This window comes from Pseudoalteromonas sp. PS5, from assembly GCF_004103255.1.
Lineage (GTDB): Bacteria > Pseudomonadota > Gammaproteobacteria > Enterobacterales > Alteromonadaceae > Pseudoalteromonas > Pseudoalteromonas peptidolytica.
The window spans coordinates 13,192-32,613 of the sequence record NZ_RCSQ01000023.1 but is presented as its reverse complement, the minus strand read 5'-3'; the positions used below and the strand labels follow the sequence as shown (position 1 = coordinate 32,613).

Below are 19,422 nucleotides of genomic sequence, written 5' to 3'. Positions count from 1 at the left end.
AATTGGTTTCAGGGGCGACTACATACTTTAGGGGCTGAGCTGCGAGTATATGAAACTCGTGGCAATGAAAGCTTCCATATGAAGTCATACATTTTCACCAAAACCAAAGGTGAAGATGGCCAAATTTATGAGGGTAGTGCGTTTATTGGTTCAAACAATATAAGTGCAGTGGCACTAACTCAAGGGTTAGAGTGGTGTTTTCGGCATGATTTTATAGCTAGTCACAGTGCTAATAACAAGGCAACATTCTTGCAGTTTAAGGCTGCGTTTGCCAGTTTATTTACTCACTCTCAAACAGTATGTTTAAGCTACCAATGGATACAGCACTATCAAGAGCGCCGTAAGAAGCCACAATTCAAAACCGTTAGCAATAATGTCGATGACGACATAAGTATTGAGCCAATTAGCCCAAGAGTCGAACAGCAAGAAGCTTTAGAAAAGCTGAATAACGCAAGAGCACAAAGCTATAAAAGAGGCTTAGTGGTATTAGCGACAGGAATGGGCAAAACATGGCTTGCTGCTTTTGATGTTCAACAAATAGGTGCTAAAAAAGTTCTATTTGTGGCACATAGAGAAGAGATTCTCAAGCAAGCGGCCAAAACGTTTGCACGATTAATTGATTGTACCGCAGGGTTTTATACCGGCAAGCAAAAACAAAGTGATGCCGATTTTTTGTTTGCCTCTATACAGAGCATTGGTAAAACAGAGAGTTTGAGGCAGTTTGCAGCTGATTACTTTGACTACATTATTGTTGATGAGTTTCACCACGCGAGTAGTAAATTATACCGAAATTTGCTGTCTTATTTTGAGCCGCAATTCTTACTTGGGTTAACTGCTACACCAGAGCGAACTGACCAAGCCGATATTTTAAGTTTATGTGACAACAACCTCGTCTATGAGCGGAATATGGTGCAGGGGATTGACGCCAAAACGCTCGCACCGTTTCACTACTATGGTATTTGGGATAAAAGCGTTGACTATACCGCAATTCCTTGGCGTAACGGCAAGTTTGATCCAACCAGTCTAAACAACCAATTTGCCACAGAGCACAGGGCAAAGCATGCTTTACAACACTGGAAACAGTTAGCGCAAACACGCACGCTGGCATTTTGTATTTCGACCGCACACGCCGACTACATGGCAAACTACTTCAAAAAAGCGGGAATTGACGCGGCTTCGGTACATGGAAAGTCAAGCATAAAACGTAGTGAGGCTTTAGCGCATTTAGCATCTGGAAAACTACAAATTATTTTTAGTGTTGACCTGTTTAATGAGGGCACTGACTTACCCTGTATCGACACTGTGATGATGCTGAGGCCCAGTGAATCTAAGGTTTTATTCTTACAGCAATTAGGCCGTGGACTGAGAACCCATCAACAGAAAACGCATTTGGTCGTCTTAGATTTTATTGGCAACCACCACAGTTTTTTGAACAAGCCTTATGCACTTTTTGCTACGCACTCACCTAGAGATTTAGTTACAAAACTAAATAAAGATAACCAAGTAGTTCAGCTACCTGAAGGATGTTTTGTAAATTATGACCTAGAAATTACCGACTTTTGGCGGCAACTCGCTAAAGAACAGCGAACTACGGCTCTTGATGATTATCAAAATTTAACAGATCAACTAGGTCATGCGCCTGATGCTTGTGAGTTTTTCCATGAATATGGTGAGTTTAAGAAGGTAAAGGCTTATGGAAGTTGGTTTGAACTCGTTGTAAAAGCAAAGAGCGTTAGTCGTATTTCAGCTAAGTGGCTTGCGCCCTACAAGGTGTTTTTAAAAGAGGGTGTCGAAGTGACCAACATGACAAAATGCTTTAAAGCCATTTTGCTTGAAGCCTTTGTTCAGCTCGATGGTATAGCTTACCCTCCTACATTGAGAGCGTTGGCAGATAAGAGTTATGATGTGCTATTGCACTATCCTCAGTTAAGAAAGCTAGATATATCAGAAAAGGACAGAAGCAAAAGTAAAGGTAGTAAAGCTTGGTTCAATTATTGGTTCGATAATCCGATTAACGCTTTCACTGAAGCAAAAAAACCTGAACATAAGCGCAAAACACACCACTGGTTTTCAATTGAACAAGCACCAAATCAATCCATTGAAGAAGCGCAGTTCAAGCTAAACCTTGAAGTTAAAAGGCAAGATATTGAACAAATGACCGACTGTATATTGGAGTTAAGTCGCTATCGCCTTGCTAGATATCTTCATACCAAACGTGACAGGCTAGCCGAACCCGAAAGTACACAGACGGTGACAGATGATGCGATACCAAACCAGCTACAAAGCACAGATGTTGCGGAACACGTGGTACAACTGCCATATTTTCCTAATTTAAAAATTGCTTGTGGTCACTTTAAAACAGGAGACTGCAGCGAAATGTCCTTCGTGCCTGCGCCACCGAGGTGTGGAAAAGTCGACCCTGAAAAACATTTCTTAGCTCATGCCAGTGGTAATTCAATGAATGGTGGGAAACACCCTATCTTCGATGGAGACTTGTTATTACTAGAGCGGATCACATCAAGCAATGCGGGATCAATTACAAATACCATTATTGCTATCGAGCGCTTTGACGCAGCTGGCGACGAACAATTTTTATTACGAGATGTAAAAAAACAGATTAATGCGCAAGGTGAAGTAACCTACTTACTTGTGGCAAGAAACCCAGAGTATGCAGTAATGGAAGCCAACGATGAGTTTGTGACGTTTGCGCGGTTGAGAGAAGTTTTTAAACCTTCAGTGAACTAACGCAGGGTGGATATGAGCTGTCAGCGTCAAAGGGTAGCTGGTATTGATTTAACAACCAGGTAGGCTTCTCTGTCAACAGAGCGGGTGAAAGGTTATAGCTTGAACTCCATGTAAGTGAACTGTAAATTTATTTATATATATATAAAAACTTTGATTGTATTTCACAACTTTAGTAATTAGGACACGTAAACAAATGGATGGCTCAGCGTCACAACAACACAACACAGTAAAAAAAGCGGCTTTATTTTCATTTAATAAATTTGTTGCTTTTACCATTTTTATAACCAGTATTATCATTGGTGCTTATGCAACTGATATTGTTGAGATAGCAAAGGCCTACGTGCTTTATTCTGGTAGTAGCTTGATCCGCTTTATACCAATTTTGGTGCTTAGTGTGGTGATGATAAGTTATTTGTATTATCAATTTGAGCGAGCTGGACTAAGCACTTTTAGGAGATTCATAAAATCAATTTCAACTGTCTTTGTATGTGCAGCATTTTTTTCAGCAGGGATGTTTCTAAAAGACCCTTGGATATCCCTTTCTATGTTCAACAATGAATACGATGGCCCCGTCAAAACTTTTCAACACTATGCGGGGTTTGAAGTAAAGAAAGATAGATGTGAAAAGCGCGGTAAAAATCTTACTTGCTCCTTTTACGCTATTAACCTGCTTCCCCGTGATAATGCTTTTAGAATTAGAAATAAAAGTTATGCGATTGATCATAAAGATAGTCAAGCTAGATTACTCGCATATTATGTAGGTGAAAAGCGATATGGTAGTTATAACTCTGATTACTTTACTGTGCCAGTGGGCAGTAAGCGAATGTTTAAAATGGAGTTTGAGCTTTCATCGGATGAAAAAATGGTGTTTGCTCCGTACTTGTCAGTAGTGCTGGATGCAGAACATCATGAAGAAAAGCATCTCAATTTTAGAGCGATGAAGGTTGTAGACTATATTCAGTAGTCTGCGGTTTTGTATAGGTGAATGATGAACCAAGCCCTTAAATTTTTACTGTCTATTATGATCGTCGTCGTAACTTTTATCGTGTCAGCCACCTTGGCCGGAATGTTGGCGGAGTATGCGGGCTGGTGGAAAAAACCGGTGATAGGCGGTGTAGCAGCGGCTTGTGTGGTGTTGTCGGGTTATATAAGTGCGCCGGTGTATAAGTTGTATTCTGCGGCGGTGTGGTTATTGATTGGTGCAGGTGCCGCTTGGGTGATGTCGAGTGTGTTTATGTATGCTGAGGATGCCGACACCTCAGTGCCTTTGTATGTAACCTACGCAAGTGGTGTGTTTGCTTTGGCACTTTGTTGGGGTTGGGAGCGTCGAAAGGTTGTGCGAGGGATTGGTTTTCAAGAATAGTGGGCAAGAGATCGTCGCGTAAAGCGGCTCCTACCAGTCGGAGTTTGTTGTGGTGGGAGCGGATTTACTCCGCGATGTTTGCTGTATGGATCGCCACGTAAAGCGGCGCCTATCGGTGGGGCTGATGTGGTGTGAGTGAATCTATTCCGCGATGCTTGCTGGCTGGTTCGGCACGTAAAGCGGCGCCTATCGGTGGGGCTGGTGTGGTGGGAGCGGATTTATTCCACGATGTGTGTTGTAGAGCGCGCCACATAAAGCGGCTCCTACCAGTCGGAGTGTGTTGCGGTGGGAGCGGATTTATTCCGCGATGTTTGCTGGATGGATCGCCGTAAAGCGGCTCCTACCTGTGGGGCTGATGTTGTGGGAGCGGATTTATTCCGCGATGTGTGTTGTAGGGTTCGCCACGTAAAGTGGCTCCTACCAGTCGGAGTTTGTTGTGGTGGGAGTGGATTTATTCCGCGATGTGTGTTGTATGGATCGCCGCGTAAAGCGGCTCCTACCTGTGGGCTGATGTGGTGGAAGTTGACTTATTCCGCGATGTTTGCTGTATGGATCGCCACGTAAAGTGGCTCCTACCGGTGGGGCTGGTGTGGTGGGAGCGGATTTATTCCGCGATGTTTGCTGTATGGATCGCCGCGTAAAGCGGCTCCTACCAGTCAGAGTGTGTTGCGGTGGGAGCGGATTTATTCCGCGATGTTTGCTGTATGGATCGCCGCGTAAAGCGGCTCCTACCAGTCGGAGTGTGTTGCGGTGGGAGCGGATTTATTCCGCGATGTTTGCTGGAGGGATCGCCGTAAAGCGGCTCCTACCGGTGGGGCTGGTGTGATGGGAGTGAATTTATTCCGCGATGTTTGCTGGATGGTTCGCCACGTAAAGTGGCTCCTACCGGTGGGGTTGGTGTGGTGGGAGCTGATTTATTCCGCGATGTGTGTTGCAGGGATCGCCGCGTAAAGCGGCTCCTACCTGTGGGCTGGTGTGGTGGAAGTGGATTTATTCCGCGATGTGTGTTGTAGGGTTCGCCACGTAAAGTGACTCCTACCTGTCGGAGTTTGTTGTGGTGGGAGCAGATTTATTCCGCGATGTTTGCTGTATGGCTCGCCACGAAAGGTGGCTCCTATCAATGGGAAGCTGAGCGTTGCAGATCGCTCAACCATCAAGAATCGAGCAAGTTGCTAGCTGAGCATTTCCCAAATTTACATGACAAATTTTTACGGTTTGTACAGAGCCCGGTAGAACCACATCGCCTCTGAGTTAAAATAATGTTACTCATTAGACCAAAGGATAATGTACCTATACTTCCATATTCCTTTATAAAATGGTTATATTATAACTATCGACACTAAGGAAAAACACAAAAATGAACAATAAAAAGTTACCGTTAAACCTAAATAAAAAAGTTATAAAACAACTTGATAGTAAAATGTTGAGCCAATTGGTTACCAATAAAATTGCAGGCGGTTCTAATAGCTATAACGGCCCTTGCTATACACCGGCCACATCGCAACGTTACTGTTAAAAAATTGTTTTTTTATGGTGGTGCGGTCATTTTCATTTTTACGTCATAATGAATAAATGTGTTTGCAGTAGAATAATAACAGCCTAAAACACTTTGATATTTTGCAAATAACGACGCTGTCACCATCAAGCTAACGGGTACATCCGTTGGTTTATACCTAATCTCATGTGACCATTGTCACCAAAGACTCTAATTTATTAGGGTCTTTTTTTATGGCTGGCGATAAGGTGTCCACTACAATCTGTAACCTTAAATGCGGTGTTAATTGGTTTGATCCTTTTTAAGTTAGTAGGCTTGAATACATGGTGTAACCCCCTCTACATTAAAAGCATAAAAGGCTCTATAAAATGATGCTATAGAGCCGTTTGGTTGGGGAATTATAGTGCTTCAAGCATCCATTTTGCGTTTAAGTTTTCTGGCTTGCCATGACGGTTTAGCTCTGGCCGCTCTTGTGCTTGATTAAACCAAATGTACTGCTGCCAAAATTCATTTTTGATGTTCCAAAGGCCACCTTGATAAATTAACGAATACATCGCTTGGTTGGGCGAGTCTACTAACTTTAAATAACCACTTGCTTTGCTGCTGTAGCTTAAAAACAAAGACGGTGCCTTTGTACTTCTGTAGTAGTGGTAACCTTGTGGGCTGGTGACTTCTGTTAGCATTAGCGGCTCGTTTTGGCTTAATGTTACGGGCGCATTATTTGTGAGCGTCTGTGCAGCCATAAACTGGTTGTTAACTGGTGATTTTATAGCAACCTGCTTACCTGTATCTGGGCGGAGTTGTGGGTATGTCCAACCCGCTGGTGGCGTTTGCCAAGTGATTGACTTCCAGCGCCAGTTATAAGGAATATCAAGGTGGGGATCGTTTAAATCTTCATAGCCTGGCTCAGCTTCAATGTTATATAAGCATTGGTTGCGTTGGGCTTCTAATTGAGCAACACGTTCGGCTTGATTGGTTGTCCCCACATTCAGCTCTGCCATACATTCCGCTAAGGATTTTCCCTTTCCAGTCTCATTCGGTGCAAGCACATAAGTACCATCGCGTTTATCCTCGTCTTGATACCAAGCCAGCATTGCTGCTTCATCAAAAGATAACCAGTGGTCAACTAACTGTTTTGCTTCTTGTTCGGCAATGTCACGTCTTTGTGCTTTTGGCGTTGCCATGGTACGGATAAATGCAGCCCACAGATCTTTGCTGGCCTCAAGTGCAACAATTGCCACAGGTTTCATGCTGCTAATTCGGTATGACTGCCAACCTGACTCTAATCTTGTGTCGGGCTGCCAAATTACGTCGCCACTGGAAAAGTCCAAGACATCCTTGGTATCGTGACTATGTTGCTCTGCGCCTTCTGAACAAAGATACGCCTTGACTTGCCATATTTTTTCATAATTGTCATTCGGTAGCCGAACGGTGTGTTCTGGGCTGAACGAGTCTTGGAATAAGTGCACAGCGCGGCCAAATAAAAAATAGTTGTGGTCAACTTCTGTGAGCGCTGAATGACCGCCGCCATCCCATACCTTCAAGCGTTTTTCTTCCGCCATCGCTGCATCAATAAAGTGTTGAATAAAGCGTTTTTGAGCTCGATATGCGGCGTCAACACCTCCTTGACCACCAATATCATCATAACGGCGCATAAAATGGTCAAGTTGAATATCAGCAGGCTCTTGAGAGACAGCGCTAAAACAATTCGGACCAGTCGGATCAATGCTTGCATTGGTGACATTAAAACCTGCAATATCAACCCAACGCTCCCCAACAATGGCAGAATTTACACTATCATATCTTGGCTCATATAGTGCGTTGTTGTTTAGATTTGCTTGCAGCTTTGACACTTCGTTAAGTGCGGTATTTAGCGAAATATTTTTTGCAAGACCATCGCGCCATGTATGGCGTGGATCGTTTGGATCTGGACTGATGACATGCTCGGCATCTAGCACTTCAAGTGCAGCGGTTCGAGTTAGCCATTCGTGACCCATAGGCATGACACCTTGGCCACCAAATTGTGTAAATGCGTTGACAGATGAGGTGAGCGCTAATCCACATACCAGCGCAAGCGGCTTTATTTTCATATCTACTCCTTGAAAATTAAAAGCTAAAAATAGTGCAGGTGCTCTATATTGGTGGCGATTATAGTTTGTGATTAAAATGTTTCAACAGTTTAATTTTTATTTTTAAAGTGTTTTTGGTGTTTAATTTGTAAATTTGGTGGGGCTTGTTTTGGGGTTGATGTGATTAGGTGTCATCGCTTCGCATAATATGGTGTTGTTTTATTATTTCGTTATTTAAAATTATTTTAGTGGGCTTTAGAAAATACGTCATTATCCTATGCCACGCACTTACTCTTACTTTTTAATACCGTAAAAAATGAGTGTATCTTGCAGGTAAAGTCGGACTCTGACCATAAGTACACTCGAGGTTGAAGTATTCGTTTTGCTATACTCAAGTGGGGTTTTGCACTACAACAAGCTCAAAATACGCTTGGCATTTTCCCTTGAAAGGCAGCTTTGCACTGGCATACGTAAAAACTTGTTGGCGGGCACCTCCTTGGCTTCTCCTTGATGTAATAAATCACCGCTGTATACATTAACCTGACATGTGGTTTTATCTTGTTCTTCTGAATAAACAAGCTCCACTTTTTCCGCTTTCATAATTAAGTTTTTATAAGGGTAACCTGCGTCAGTAAATACTCTCTCGGCCGGTGTTGATATTGCATTCGATGAAAATACAACCATGGGAAATGCCAGTATAATTGCGTATTTCATGATAAAGACTCCTTCCGTCTCTGGTTTAAACGCTAAGAAGTATTGTGCGTATTCATAAAACTGACAAACGAGAAATTGTGCACTATAGTTAAGTTTTTGTTAAGTATGTTTAGAATGAAAGCACCGCCATTAAAAGGACTCTGGTACTTTAAAACCGCTGCTGAGCTTGGCGGTTTTAAGCAGGCAGCTGAAGCGTTATTTGTTACCCAAGCTGCGGTGAGTCAACAGATCAGACTATTAGAGCAACAACTGGGTATTTTGCTCTTTGAAAGACAAACCAGGAAAGTGATGCTGACACAACAGGGTCACGCGTTACTGCCTTATTTACACAAAGCATTTGGCCAAGTTGAAATGGGCTTATTAACCCTTAAAGCCGATCCAAGTCCGTCGACGATTAATCTTACCGTTTTGCCATCGTTTGCGACATGTTGGCTATTACCTCGTTTGGCCAGTTTTAATAAGGCGTTGCCAAACTACCAGTTACGCATCGACCCTACAGAGCAGCTAGCCGATTTCCATCAAGATGATATTGATATAGGGATCCGCTTTGGTTTAGGTGACTATCCAGGTTTAAAAAGTGAACTACTCGCAGAAGATGAGCTAGTTATTGCGTATCGCCCGGGGTTAATAGACCCAAGTCAGCCCATTCGCATGCAATTGTCTAAATTGAATTTTATCTATGACGAAGGGCGCGATAATGAAAAGGCTTGGCTTGCATTAAATCATCAGCTTGGATTAATGGGGCATACAGTGAGTAACCTCAAAATAGATAATGCGGCATTGGTACAACAAGCGACGGTGGCGGGGCAAGGGTTTTCGCTATTGCGCCGACGTTTGGTTAACCAATCTTTGGAGCTTGGACAACTAGAGATCTACCCTGACTTTGCGTGGCCTTGCGAATATCGTTATTACTTAGTGGCACCTGAACGGCATTTTGAGTGGCCAAAATTAAAGGCATTTCGAAATTGGCTAGTGGCTGAATTAAGGACAAGTATTTAACTTATACTTTGGGTAATGCCAGTTTGCTTTGACGGTAGTAAGGCGCAGTAGCGGTGTTATGAATAAGATTTTTTTGTCTTCATACAGGAGACTGAATTAGGTTAATAACGCAAATAGATATGACCAAAGTGGATCTGAGCGAGATAACTCAAAGCGATATGCTCAGATCCAAAGGCTTATTAATTAAAGGTGTTTTTTAAGAAAGTCGAGATAGGCTTGAGAGGCCTCAATACGATTTTCCTTTTTCGAGAATCCGTGTCCTTCATCTTCAAACAAGACGTATTTGACCGGCACATTGTTTGAGCGAACCGCTTCTACTAATTCATCACTTTCTACTTGCAGTACTCGGGGGTCGTTTGCACCTTGTACCACCATCAGTGGTTTAGTGATATTTTTAGCATGGAAAAGTGGTGATATACGATGCAAACGTTCCTTATCGGTAGCTGGATCGCCTAGCTCATCATACAGTGACTTGCGATATGCCTCCCACCAAGCAGGAATAGATTCAAGAGTTCTGACCCAGTTAGTTACACCAAAGATATTGATCCCAATCTTAAACTCTTCCGGCTCGAATGCCAATGCCGCAGCTGTCATATAGCCACCATAGCTTCCACCCATGATGCCGATGCGGTCAGCATCGACCCAGTCCAGTTGTTGTAGGTATTTTTTACTCCAAACGATATCTTGTAAATCATCTTCGCCATGACGCTTGTCATCTAAGTGGAAGAAGGTTTTACCGTAGCCAGAGCTACCTCGGTTGTTTACGGCAAAAATGGCATATCCTTGGTTAACTAAGTGCTGAGTAAGTGCACTATAACCCGTCATGCTCTGGCCTCCAGGACCGCCATGAACGAATACAAGTGCCGGTACCTTATTTGTTGAGCTTGCGAGTTTTGGTTTATAAAGTACTCCAGGGATCTCCAAACCATCAAAACTGTTAAAGCGAGCGATAGTACTTTCGACCAAGTGGTCGGTATTGATTTTTTCACTTAACGTCGAGGTGAGTTGCTTAACTTTGTCACTTCCAACCTGCCATACGTACAAGTTATTTGGCGATGTATCTGAATTTAAATAAAAAGTCATCAGCTTTTCGTCATCAGAGAAGTTAACACTGTTTATGCTACCAGCGGGGAGCTTGGGTAAATTGATATCCCTGCCTGTTTTCAGGTCGGTGATCGTCACTTTAATACTGGAGTCTTCGTTTACACCAACTACGCGGTAACGGTTGGAATCGGAGAAATACAAAAATCGTACGTCCCAATTTTTTACGATGTAGGGTGTGTGTTTACCTGTCGCGATTTCATAACGCCAACTTTGAGAGAACTCACCATGGGCATCAGTGCTGTAGTATAAATACTTGTCGTCCTTAGAAAATGCTGAAGCGAAAAAGTTTGCCTCGTGCTCCACGTTTGAGATCTCAACGAGTGGGGCATCTGGGTTATGTAAATCGAGTAAAAATAGGTCGCTGTCTTTATTACCTTGGGCATTGACAAGTGCAAGGTAACGGTCCGTCTCACTCATTTTTTGGACATTTAAGTTTTTGTCATTTTTATAGATAAGTTCACTTTCGTAAGTGCTGGCATCAAAGCGATATAGATCCATAAAGCGTTCATCGCGCTTATTACTTAACACAAAAAATGCGTTGTTATCCTCAGAGAAGCCGACAAAACCTGCTCTGACCTTTTCTCCCGGTGTGAGGTCTTTAACATTGCCATTTTCGTCACGGACAAAGAGATGAAATCGTTCATTACCGCCGCCGTCTCGGGTGAATAAGATACGGGGATCGTTGGGAAAGTATCCAACTGGATAGGTTGAGTCTGCGGCATCGGTTATTTGTGTTCTTTTGCCTGTTTTAACATCAACTTCATAGAGGTTAAATATGCCTGACTCATCAGAGGCCACCAAGATTTTCTTTGCATCAGGGCGAAACGCGTTACCTTGAATATCTGTGGTGTCAAAAAATGTTTCTGCCGAATACGTTTTAAAGTCAGAGATAGCTTGAGTAGTTTGTGGTGGATTAACTTGTTGACTGGTTTGATTGCATGCTGTGAGTGACGCGAGCAACGCACATGCTAGGAGTGATTTTTTAAACATAATTTCCCTGCTTTCGTTATTGTTATTGATTTCTAGCATATAACGATAGAAATCAATGGCAAGCGTCTCACCGAGGATTTATGTAAACCAATGTAGGGTTGGTATGTGATTGGCTTTCCAGTCAAAGGGCCAATCACATACTAAGTTTAGGGGGAGTAATTATTTAAGGTCAAATCGGTCTGCATTCATCACTTTGGTCCACGCCTCAACAAAGTCACGAACAAACTTCTCTTTACTATCATCTTGTGCGTACACTTCGGCGTAAGCACGCAAGATAGAGTTAGACCCAAAGACGAGATCAACGCGAGTGGCTGTCCATTTTACTGTGCCCGTATCACGTGTTTTGATCTCATAGAGGTTTTCTTCAATAGGCTGCCAGATATATGACATGTCGGTTAAGTTAACAAAAAAGTCATTACTTAAGCTACCAACATTATCGGTGAATACGCCATGGGTTGTTTGCCCATGATTGGTGCCGAGCATACGCATACCACCAATAAGTACGGTCATTTCATTGGCTGTCAGCCCCATTAGCTGGGCTCTATCGAGCAGCATTTCTTCTGGTTTTACGCTGTAATGTTGTTTTTGCCAATTGCGAAAACCATCATGGACAGGCTCTAATACGTCAAATGACTCGATGTCAGTTTGCTCGTCTGTGGCATCGCCTCGCCCCGCAGCAAAGGGTACCTGAATTGATACACCAGCATTTTTCGCGGCTTGCTCAATAGCTGCGCAGCCTCCTAACACAATCAAATCAGCCATGCTTATGGTCGGCGTAAAGTTACTTTGCACGGTTTCTAATGCTGTGAGGACCTTCGCTAGGCGTTCCGGTTCATTGGCGAGCCAACTCTTTTGCGGGGCAAGGCGGATCCTTGCCCCATTTGCACCACCTCTAAAGTCGGAGTGTCTAAATGTTCTGGCGCTATCCCACGCGGTAGCTACCAATTCTGAAATAGTGACATTGGTAGCTAGAATTTGTTGCTTGAGCGTACTAATTTCATTGTCATTTAGGGTATAGTTAACGCTAGGGACTGGGTCTTGCCAAAGTAGTTCTTCGTTAGGGACTTCCGGTCCGAGGTAACGGCTTTTAGGGCCAAGGTCACGGTGAGTAAGTTTGAACCAAGCTCTGGCAAAAACATCGTTAAAATAGTCAGGTTCGGCATAAAACTTTTCAGCAATTTTTCGATAAGCAGGATCCATTTTCAACGCCATATCAGCATCTGTCATCATTGGCATGCAGAGTTTGGATGCGTCTTCAGCGTCAATTGGCTTATCTTCTTCTTTAATGTTGATAGGTTGCCATTGCCACGCGCCCGCTGGACTTTTAGTTTGCTCCCATTCGTAGCTAAATAGCAAGTAAAAGTAGCCATTATCCCATTGTGTTGGGTTGGTTGTCCAAGCACCTTCAATGCCACTGGTGACTGTGTTTGCCCCGATCCCTCTTGATGTATGGTTCATCCAACCGAACCCTTGCTCATGCAGATCTGCTCCTTCTGGAGCTGGGCCTAACTCATCAGCATTGCCATTTCCGTGTGCTTTGCCTACTGTATGACCACCTGCGGTAAGTGCGACCGTTTCTTCATCGTTCATCGCCATTCTAGCAAAGGTGACTCGCATATCTTCAGCAGTTTTAAGTGGGTCTGGGTTACCGTCTACGCCCTCAGGATTAACGTAGATAAGACCCATCATCACAGCGGCAAGCGGATTTTCTAAATCGCGTTCACCGCTATAGCGACTGTTTGAATTATTGGAAGGAGCCAGCCACTCTTTTTCGCTGCCCCAGTAGGTATCCTTTTCTGGGTGCCAGATATCTTCTCGACCACCGGCAAAACCGAAGGTTTTGAAACCCATTGATTCATATGCCACGTTGCCTGCTAATATGATTAAGTCCGCCCATGAAATTTGGTTGCCATATTTCTTTTTAATAGGCCAAAGCAAACGTCGTGCTTTGTCTAGATTGCCGTTATCTGGCCAGCTGTTTAGTGGCGCAAAACGTTGATTACCTGTATTTGCACCTCCTCGGCCATCGGCTACACGGTAGCTTCCAGCGGCATGCCATGCCATTCTTATCATTAACCCACCGTAATGTCCCCAATCAGCGGGCCACCAAGGCTGTGAGTCAGTCATCAAGCTAGTGAGATCTTGCTTTAATGCTTGATAATCCAAACTATTAAATGCGGTCTTGTAGTTAAACCCATCATCCATTGGGTCTGTTTTGGTATCATGTTGATGTAAAATATCTAGATTAAGGCTGTTTGGCCACCACTGGTGTTGGGTTTGTGCAGAGGAAGTGTTTGCGCCATGTGCAAACGGACAAACTGATGGGGTACTTTGTTGCTTACTCATTATAAATCCTTGGTTATCGGTGACGAAGATTAAACACCAATCTTAGCGACAGGGGGTGGGCACTCACTGTTTTAAAATCAAGCAAAACTGTACTAACTGTATGCCCCAAACCTACGGCAAGCGGTATACCAAGTTACTCCTTCCAATTGCGCAAGTATCAAGAGTAATTGGTATTTCTTGGATTGGTATACAGCATAAAGGTAGTTCCGCTTGGAGGCTTTTACCAGTATCTAGAGGGGTTTGGGTATCTCCATGCTTTTGCAATAATTGCAAAAGCATGGGTGAAGGTGTGTTACCAACAGCAAAGGTCAACAGACCCTAGTTTATCACTTGCTGAGAGTGGGTATGAGGTGTCGTTTGTGTGTTTGTAGCTGTGGTATTTATCCGTGAGATTGTTTTCCAACAAATTAAGGTCATTAATGTTAAAAGTGCGATGACTACAGCAAAATCAAAACGTGTTGTGGGGGGAAGCGCATCAAATTGTGTTATCAATGAGACCAGATTGATTATTGCTGTGATGCAAAATGTAATGCAGCTAAGACCGAGCAATACTTTGCTATATGACAGCACCTGCTTAGCGAATTGACTGCTGAGCAATGCAAATATAAATGCTGAAAACATAGAAAACTTCACGGTTTCCAATTTATCAATATGACTTACTGGGAGTGCTGTAGTAAGTGCAAATCCAACGCTTATGGCTAATAACACGCCAATAAAAGCGCCACTGGTTAAGCGCTTAACAAAAAGCAAACTCCTTGGACTTTGCTTGCGCTGTTTGGCTCGTTTGTCTATCCACATCAGATTCCCACTGACGATTAAATAAGCGGTGGCAAGGCCAAGGCATAAGAAAGCTAAACGCATGCCATAGCCTGCAAAATCACCAAAATGTAGACTTGCTATCGTTGATAGCCCAGCACGAACGGCATTGTCGTAATTGTTTTCTGTGAGGTAAATTTGTGATTGGTCAGCAAGTTTATATTGCACTTCGTTGTAGTTAGAGAAGGCGTCATTGCTCTTTGCACTAATACTAACTACCGCATTTTTATCACCAAAATGGGTGATTTCAACGGAGGTGATTGTCACATCTCCAAAGGTGTTGAGTGCTTTTTCACGCAGCGCATCAATGCCTGTCATCGTAGCTGATTGCTCGACGGCCTCGACGGTTGGCTCGTTGAACCCAGCCGCTTGCAGCAGTGCTGTTTGGTTGCCTCCATATAGCAACACCGCATAGGAGATCTGATAGATAATCACTAAATTAAATACCAGACCGGTAAATGCGTACATTATATGAAATGGCAACCCCATGGTGCCAATCAAGTTGTGTGCATCAAGCCACTTGTCTTTCTTGCCTTCAGTTCGATATTGAAAAAAGTTTTTAGCAATTTTACGCCAATGGATAACAAGGCCGCTTAAGATAGCAACAAAGAAGCATAAAGTGATCACGCCAACAAAGTACAGACCTATCCGACCAAGCCCTAAATCATAGTGGAGCTGATATAAAAATGTGGCAAACTCAAATGTATCGGCGTCTGCAAGTACGGCTCCAGAGCTTGGCGAGAGAAGTAGGTGGCGATCTTGGTGGTCTTCACCTGTTACTGGGTGTGGCTCATCCAAATGGGTAGCAAAATAAACTTCAATAAATGGGTTATGTTCACTTGGCTCACGCATGAAAAAGCTATGATGCGTATCGATATTATATTGCTGTTGCAAGCTTGAAATAGCTTTATCATAAGAAATAGACTCTTCTGCGGAGGCTGATTTTACTGCCAGTTGAGCTCGCTCCCACCCGTTTATATTGTCTCTAAAGAGGCTAAGAGAACCGGTAATAAATACGATAAACAGTACTGTTGAAATAATCAGTCCTATCCAAGCGTGCGCCTCAGTCAACGATTTTAGCGTTTGATTTTTCATGTTTTATCTCATTAACAGTAGTGCAGAGTTGAGGAGTATCGAAGGGATCAAAATAGTAAATAAACGCTTACTTGCAGCCCCTGCGGTGGTAAAAGCATAGCTCCATGTCATCACGCCAGCCCAAATAGGAAAAGCAAGAATAAGGCCTAGCATAAGCTTAGCGGCTTCAGAAAACGGCAAAAGTAAATTCAAGTTTAAAACTAAAGAGATAGACAGTAGCAGCCCGAGAAAAAATCCAAGTAAAGTTTTAGGCCACATATGCTATGCCTCCCAATAACAATGAAAAAGCACAAACCATTGTGGCGGTCAGATAAAAGCGTCTTTTTGGATAAGCACTAAGCAGAGTGACCGACACTAACGACGACATCAGCACAACGACGACAGCAAGCATTGCTGAAACGATGGGAAATTGTAGCGTTAAAATATAAAAACCAGAAAAAATCAGTAAGGCTGCGATAGCATAGCTTGGTGAGCGCTTTAGCGAAGTTGCCAAGTAGCGCTGTTTTGGACTCGCGAAGTAGAGTAAGGTTGTTGCAAACCAAATTGGTATAATTGAGAAAAAGCTCATGATGCTGATAATCATTATTGTTTACAATTGATTGTAATGATTATGGGTAGGCACTGCAAGAGGGAGAGTGATAATTGTTATTTGCGAGATGCGAGATTAACTATTCACCCTTTACAAACTCTATAGCTTCATGTTGGTGAGGGGGTAACTCTCATCTACACCATAAGCTCTAGCAGCTTGTTTCAATAGTAGTCAAGAAGGCTTAGTGGTGTATTTGCCGAGTAAAGCCGTGCGGCTAATGACAAGAAAGCACGGCTTTTGATTGTGAATTAGCTTTTAGATAAGTGAGAAGCTACCTTGCATGATGGCAAAGTGGCCAGGGAATGAGCAAAAGAACCGATAGTCTTCACCCTTTTTTAAGCGTTCAGTCGAAAAAGTGACCGTAGTTTGTTCGCCACCACCAATGACTTTACTGACCGCATATACGCGATCATCACCCGGTTTAACATAACTATTGCTTGCACCTGCGGTCATACCGTCTGTGGCGACTGCTTGCACATCTGCTGCCTTACTCAACACCCAATTATGCCCCATGGTTGTTGCTGGTAACTTTCCGGTGTGTTTTAAAGTGAGAGACACTTCTTTACAGCTGCTTGGAGCGCTAAGCGCCTTTGCTGAAAATTGCATCATGTCATTTGCTTCAATAGTCAGTGCGCATTCATTGGCTGAGGCCGCTTTTGATAATGTTCCCGCCGCAAGAGAAATCAAAAGTACAGAAAAAAGGTGTTTCATAATTTAACTCCTAAATAAAAATCATTTTTATTATCAAATGTACGTTATTGTTTGTAAATGGATCAAGATCAAAAAAACTGTTCTATGCTTGAGGCTAATACGGAACTTAGCAATGGAATCGATCATGAATAAATATTGGCTTGTACCACTTTTAGTCAGTCCACTACTTGCAAATGCTGATACCTCTTCAACCATTACATTGGCTTCTGATTACTTGTTCAATGGGGTAAGTCAAAGTAAAGAAGACGAAGTAATACAGGTCAGTTTAGATTGGCTTGGCGATACTGGGTGGTACGCAGGGGGCTGGGTTTCAAAGGTCGATTTTGGTGATGGCACTGACTTTGAAGGAGATATTTATGGAGGATATAAATTTACACTAGTTAACGACGTAACATTAGATATTGGTGTTTCTCAATATACCTACCATGGCGATGACGTGAGTTCAGAATACAATTATGCTGAAGCTTACGCCAAGCTTGGTTATGGCCATACCAGCTTGGATTTTTGGTATGCGTGGGATTACTTTGGTACCGGTGCAGGGCACGGTATTGTAATGTTAACTCACACTCTAGTACTTGACGATAACTGGTCTATCACACTAGGAGTTGACCATTCTATGAGCTTTGACAGTGATAAGTTTGAATGGGAATCTGAGGATGATGACTACACACATTGGCATTTAACTGGAACATACGCGATACACAGCTGGAGCATGTCATTAGGATACGAAAGTAATGATATTGACAGCTACGCCGACTCTACATTTTTACTATCAATTTCAACAGTGACTGATTGGTAATTTAACTTTTAATTTAAATTCTATTAACTTTTGTATTGATTTTAGCTGCAAATTGTACTTTTATATAATAGTGCAATTAACGTCACTAGGGGGCTTTTTTATGGTGCCTGACAAGTGACGCGTATAAGAACAACATATACGCTGTGGAGCTGAAATATGAAGGATTCGATAAAATTAACAGCACTGTCTCTTGCGATTTTCTCCCGTTTTAGTTTTTCTAGCCCTCTAGAATTTGCGGGGGGAGCAGACATGTCAAAATTGATAGATGTACAGCATATCTTACCCAATTTGAATGAGTATTGTAGTGATGTCATTACGCTCAAAGGTGTCGTGACCAGTGTGTGCAAAAAGTTAGGTTGCTGGATGACGTTACAAGTTGCCGACGGCCTTGATGTGAATATTCAGGTGGAACAAGGTGATATGGTTTTCCCTACCGCTGCAATTGGGCGTGAAGCCCATGTTACTGGGCGCTTTACCCGCGTTGAGCAAGCCGCGCAGCCGCAACTAGAGCTACGTGCTGAGCAGAGCGTATTAATGCAGCTGGGATTTGAGCCCACCGCAGTGACTATTTCTTAGCACACCATTGGCTAAACATCGGACGGGTGTTAATACAGTAGATAGAAGAGTACAAGGCTACCAAGCGTGGTGATATATAAGTTTTTAAACCGATATGCGAGTATCACAGCAAAGGTTGCAGCGATTAGGTAAGGATTATGTACGCTCAGTGCGAGTTGTTCATCTTGAATAAACACAATGGGTACCCAAATTGCGGTGAGTACACACGGAGCGCTAAAGCTTAAAAATCGCTGCAATTTAGGTCCGATAGTAAAGGGCAGTTGCTTTGCGAGAAATAAATATCGTGTCGCGAATGTGACGCAGGCCATTGCTAAAATCGTTGTTATCATGTGCGCTCCTTGTAACTTTGTAGCAAATATCCAACGGTCATGCCAAGTAACGCTGATGCGATTAACCCAAACTCAAAGTGGACTAGCTTAAATATCAGAATACTGATGGCAGAGCAGATACAGGCGCATAAAATAGGCACTGTGGTAATGCTTGGTATAACCAGCGCGATGAATATTGCTGCAATAGCAAAATCTAACCCCAAATTGGTCAAATCTGGTAAGAACTGACCTGCAATAATGCCAATGAGTGTCCAAAGGTTCCAAGCGACATAAAAGCTTCCGCCAGCAACCAGAGCATAAAGCAGCCTGAGTTTCCCCTGATATGCGCGATGGTGGTGAGAAAATGCAAACAGTTCATCGGTTAGAAAAAATGCTATAGAACTTCGCCATTTGAGTGGCTTATCTACCATCTTATTGCGAATAGCAAGACCATACAGCAAGTGTCGAGCGCTAATGATAAATGTGGTGATGAGCAAGGTGATCAAAGCGGTATCTTTTGCAATAAGCTCTATTGCCACCAACTGCGCAGAGCCGGCAAAAACGAGTAAAGACATAAGCTGCGCTTCTAATGGCGTAAAACCATTTTGTACGGCCAAAGAGCCACATAATATTCCCCATGGGAGCACTGCTAGGTTGAGCGGTAGCATATCCCAAAAGCCCTTGTATACAGCAACTTTCATGG

At 43.1% G+C, this 19,422-nt stretch carries 16 protein-coding genes; 6 read left to right on the top strand and 10 right to left on the bottom strand.

Annotation, left to right across the window (positions count from 1 at the left end; all coding sequences use genetic code 11):
* The 3 genes from D9603_RS03360 to D9603_RS03350 form a co-directional block, all read left to right on the top strand.
* The coding region (locus D9603_RS03360; protein WP_128730119.1) for a DEAD/DEAH box helicase family protein at positions 1-2,745 on the top strand (2,745 nt) is incomplete at its 5' end.
* Positions 2,746-2,938: 193 nt separating this feature from the next.
* On the top strand, positions 2,939-3,709 hold the full coding sequence (locus tag D9603_RS03355) for a hypothetical protein (protein ID WP_128730117.1): 771 nt from the start codon (positions 2,939-2,941) through the stop codon (positions 3,707-3,709).
* Positions 3,710-3,730: 21 nt separating this feature from the next.
* Positions 3,731-4,108 (top strand): hypothetical protein, encoded by a 378-nt coding sequence (locus D9603_RS03350; RefSeq protein ID WP_241651566.1) that lies wholly within the window; start codon positions 3,731-3,733, stop codon positions 4,106-4,108.
* Between the two features lie 1,893 nt (positions 4,109-6,001).
* Here D9603_RS03350 and D9603_RS03345 read toward each other — a convergent pair.
* Together D9603_RS03345 and D9603_RS03340 are read right to left on the bottom strand one after the other, a co-directional pair.
* The gene (locus tag D9603_RS03345) at positions 6,002-7,693 is read right to left on the bottom strand and encodes a hemolysin D (protein ID WP_128730115.1); all 1,692 of its coding nucleotides are present in this window, start codon (positions 7,691-7,693) and stop codon (positions 6,002-6,004) included.
* A 387-nt stretch (positions 7,694-8,080) separates the two neighbouring features.
* Positions 8,081-8,386 (bottom strand): hypothetical protein, encoded by a 306-nt coding sequence (locus tag D9603_RS03340; RefSeq protein WP_128730113.1) that lies wholly within the window; start codon positions 8,384-8,386, stop codon positions 8,081-8,083.
* Positions 8,387-8,500: 114 nt separating this feature from the next.
* Between D9603_RS03340 and D9603_RS03335 the strand changes: the two genes are divergently transcribed.
* A complete protein-coding gene (locus tag D9603_RS03335; RefSeq protein WP_128730111.1) occupies positions 8,501-9,385 on the top strand; it encodes a LysR substrate-binding domain-containing protein in 885 nt (294 codons plus the stop codon).
* 183 nt (positions 9,386-9,568) lie between these two features.
* On the opposite strand, the gene D9603_RS03330 is transcribed toward D9603_RS03335, so the two are convergent.
* From D9603_RS03330 to azu, 6 genes are all read right to left on the bottom strand, one after another.
* Positions 9,569-11,479: a S9 family peptidase gene (locus D9603_RS03330; RefSeq protein WP_128730109.1), complete on the bottom strand. Its 1,911-nt coding sequence runs from the start codon at positions 11,477-11,479 to the stop codon at positions 9,569-9,571.
* A 159-nt stretch (positions 11,480-11,638) separates the two neighbouring features.
* On the bottom strand, positions 11,639-13,825 hold the full coding sequence (gene katG / locus D9603_RS03325; RefSeq protein ID WP_128730108.1) for a catalase/peroxidase HPI: 2,187 nt from the start codon (positions 13,823-13,825) through the stop codon (positions 11,639-11,641).
* 318 nt (positions 13,826-14,143) lie between these two features.
* On the bottom strand, positions 14,144-15,736 hold the full coding sequence (locus tag D9603_RS03320) for a PepSY-associated TM helix domain-containing protein (RefSeq protein ID WP_128730106.1): 1,593 nt from the start codon (positions 15,734-15,736) through the stop codon (positions 14,144-14,146).
* 3 nt (positions 15,737-15,739) lie between these two features.
* Positions 15,740-15,994, bottom strand: a complete 255-nt coding sequence (locus tag D9603_RS03315) for a hypothetical protein (RefSeq protein ID WP_125251669.1) — start codon at positions 15,992-15,994, stop codon at positions 15,740-15,742.
* A complete protein-coding gene (locus D9603_RS03310; protein WP_128730104.1) occupies positions 15,984-16,319 on the bottom strand; it encodes a hypothetical protein in 336 nt (111 codons plus the stop codon). The genes D9603_RS03315 and D9603_RS03310 overlap by 11 nt, the downstream gene beginning before the upstream one ends.
* Positions 16,320-16,580: 261 nt before the next feature.
* Positions 16,581-17,036 (bottom strand): azurin, encoded by a 456-nt coding sequence (azu, locus tag D9603_RS03305; protein ID WP_128730102.1) that lies wholly within the window; start codon positions 17,034-17,036, stop codon positions 16,581-16,583.
* Between the two features lie 124 nt (positions 17,037-17,160).
* Between azu and D9603_RS03300 the strand changes: the two genes are divergently transcribed.
* Both D9603_RS03300 and D9603_RS03295 read left to right on the top strand, forming a co-directional pair.
* Positions 17,161-17,835 (top strand): TorF family putative porin, encoded by a 675-nt coding sequence (locus D9603_RS03300; protein ID WP_128730100.1) that lies wholly within the window; start codon positions 17,161-17,163, stop codon positions 17,833-17,835.
* A gap of 156 nt (positions 17,836-17,991) precedes the next feature.
* A complete protein-coding gene (locus D9603_RS03295) occupies positions 17,992-18,411 on the top strand; it encodes a DUF4920 domain-containing protein (protein WP_125251665.1) in 420 nt (139 codons plus the stop codon).
* Positions 18,412-18,440: 29 nt separating this feature from the next.
* Here the strand turns inward: D9603_RS03295 and D9603_RS03290 are convergent, their stop codons facing one another.
* Positions 18,441-18,740: an AzlD domain-containing protein gene (locus tag D9603_RS03290; RefSeq protein WP_125251664.1), complete on the bottom strand. Its 300-nt coding sequence runs from the start codon at positions 18,738-18,740 to the stop codon at positions 18,441-18,443.
* Positions 18,737-19,420, bottom strand: coding sequence for an AzlC family ABC transporter permease (locus D9603_RS03285; protein ID WP_125251663.1), 684 nt, complete (start codon positions 19,418-19,420; stop codon positions 18,737-18,739). Before D9603_RS03285 ends, D9603_RS03290 begins: the two co-directional genes overlap by 4 nt.
* Positions 19,421-19,422: the final 2 nt, after the last annotated feature.